This is a genomic window from Algibacter sp. (assembly GCF_049667265.1).
Taxonomy (GTDB): domain Bacteria; phylum Bacteroidota; class Bacteroidia; order Flavobacteriales; family Flavobacteriaceae; genus Algibacter_B.
Genome location: NZ_JBATHX010000210.1, coordinates 1 through 2,612 on the forward strand (window position 1 = coordinate 1; position 2,612 = coordinate 2,612).

At 33.4% G+C, this 2,612-nt stretch carries 2 protein-coding genes and 1 pseudogene; 2 read left to right on the top strand and 1 reads right to left on the bottom strand.

Features of this window, described 5'->3' with window-relative positions; translation table 11 throughout:
* Positions 1-695 (top strand): YheT family hydrolase (locus tag WBN21_RS07790; RefSeq protein ID WP_424199055.1); only part of this gene is annotated, 695 nt, incomplete at its 5' end.
* On the opposite strand, the gene WBN21_RS07795 is transcribed toward WBN21_RS07790, so the two are convergent.
* A complete protein-coding gene (locus WBN21_RS07795) occupies positions 692-2,161 on the bottom strand; it encodes an SLC13 family permease (protein ID WP_424199057.1) in 1,470 nt (489 codons plus the stop codon). The two genes, WBN21_RS07790 and WBN21_RS07795, sit on opposite strands and share 4 nt — an antisense overlap.
* Positions 2,162-2,361: 200 nt before the next feature.
* Between WBN21_RS07795 and WBN21_RS07800 the strand changes: the two are divergent.
* Positions 2,362-2,612, top strand: a pseudogene (locus tag WBN21_RS07800) (hypothetical protein); the annotation flags it as partial.

Consider the following 2,612-nt stretch of genomic DNA (forward strand, 5'->3'; position numbering starts at 1 on the left):
CGGATGCTGTTAGTGTAAATTTCAGAGGCTGCAGCGGAGAAAGTAATTTGAAATATTATAGTTATCATTCTGGTGCTACAGATGATTTAGAGGCTGTTATTAATCACGCCATTTCTAACAGACAGTATTCTGAAATCTATTTAAAAGGCATTAGTCTTGGTGCTAATATTATTCTTAAATATTTAGGAGAAAAGCAGGTTGTAACGAATGAAGTTAAGGCTGCCATTGCCGTTTCTGTGCCTTGTTATTTGGCAGGTTCTGCAAAGGAATTACATTCTTTTAAAAACAAATTATACCACGATAGGTTTTTAAAACATTTGGTTGAAAAGTTGGATGCTAAACATAACCGATTTCCAGAATTATTAAGTGTTGAAGACATTAAATCTATTAAAACCCTAAATGATTTTGATAACATTTATACCGCTAAAGCACATGGTTTTAAGGATGCCCAAGATTATTATGAAAGGAGTAGCAGTCTGCAATTTCTTCCTAATATAAAAACGCCAACTTTAATTATAAATGCTTTAAATGATTCTTTTTTATCTTCGGAATGTTATCCCGTAAAGGAGGCAAAAAACAATTCGAATGTATTTTTAGAAATGCCAAATTTTGGCGGCCATGCAGGTTTTATTGATAAGAAAAATGTGTATTATAATGAAAAACGAGCCTTGGAATTTGTTGAAAGTAATAGCTAATGTTTAAGACTTTCAGGAAATCCTTCAATGGCGATATCCCATAATTCAGGAAGCACGAAATAAACAAAAAGGGTTAAAATTATAATGGAAATGATATTCATAACAATCCCTTTACTTACCATATCTGGAATTCGTAAATAACCCGACCCAAAAACAACTGCATTTGGCGGAGTTGCTACCGGAAGCATAAAGGCGCAAGAGGCTGCAACGGCAGTACCAACCATCAAAATAAAAGGATGCATATCAATAGTTAAAGCCATAGGAGCAAGAACTGGTAGGAGCATGGCAGTAGTGGCTAAATTGGAGGTTATTTCTGTTAAAAAATTTACAGCGGCAATTAATAACAAAATTAAAATAAAAGTGCTTATTCCTGCAAGGGTGGTCATTTGGTTTCCTATCCATAACGCTAATCCGCTAGTTTCAAATCCTTTTGCTAAAGCCATGCCACCACCAAATAGCAAGATGATTCCCCAAGGTAAATTCTTGGTATCTTTCCAGGAAATAAGCTTTTTGTTTTTCGTTTTCGAAGGAATTAAAAATAGAACTAAAGCAAACAAAATGGCAATGATGGTATCATCAATATGTGGTAATATTTTCTTTAGTAAAAAGGAACGCGTAATCCAACAAAAGGCCGTAGCAGCAAAAACTAAAGCCACCATTTTTTCCTCGTAAGTTATTTTTCCTAAGGATTTTATCAAACGTTTTATTTCTTCTTTTCCGCCCGGAAATTCTTTTTGTTTAAATGTAAAAGCGTACGATGTTAAATATTTCCAACAGATAAATAGTAAAATCACAGAAATTGGAAACCCGAAAATAAACCATTGCGAAAATGTAATTTCATAACCATAGGTTTCTGATACGATTCCTGCCAGAACTAAATTTGGCGGCGTTCCTATTAAAGTAGAAATCCCTCCAATAGACGCACTATAAGCTATGGCTAGCATTAAAGCCTTTCCGAAAATTAAATTTTCATTCTTTTCAGTTTTTGGGTTATCCTTTAATTGTGTAATAATGGCGATACCAATTGGTAACATCATTACAGACGTGGCTGTATTAGAAATCCACATGGATAGAAACGCCGTTGCCACCATAAAACCTAATATGATTCTTTTAACATTAGACCCAATGATATTGATGATGTTGAGCGCAATACGCTTATGTAAATTCCATTTTTCAATGGCTATGGCAATAATGAATCCGCCTAAATATAAGAACACAAATTTATGACCAAAAGACGCCGTGGTAGCGCCAATATCCAAACTTCCTAAAAGCGGAAATAAAACAATTGGTAATAAGGCTGTGGCTGCTATAGGAATGGCTTCAGTAATCCACCAAATAGCAATCCAGGCTGTGGATGCTAATATTCCATTGGCTTCATCAGATAAGTCTTCAGGGGAAAAAAATAATCGAATTATTATAAATATTATTGGGCCTAAAAACAGACCAATTTGTTTTTTACTAATCATACACTACCAATATTTAATTTTATTCGATATATAAAACCATGTTAAAACAATTCAATTCTTAAAAATACTTTTAAATTTTTTGTAAAATGAAGTCAAAACCAATTAGTTTTTGTTAAAGCTTTAAAACTTCCAGTAAAAAATGTAGATTTAGATTCAAAAGAAGATTACCAAAAACTACAAAGCGCTAATTTTAATTTTAAATGAGTAAATCACCAGAAGAAAAAGCATTAACACCAGTAACTTTTAAAAACTTAAAAAGTACCAAGCCTCCTGTTAATAGTGTTGGTTTTAAAAGTATTGCAGCAGCTTTTAGTCAGGTTTCAAAATATATGAAAGCTATTGAGGCCTTCAAGTTGGCTACAAAAATGAATCAAAAAGGAGGTTTTGATTGTCCAGGTTGTGCATGGCCAGATCCAGATGATGAACGCTCTTCATTAGGCGAGTTTTGTGA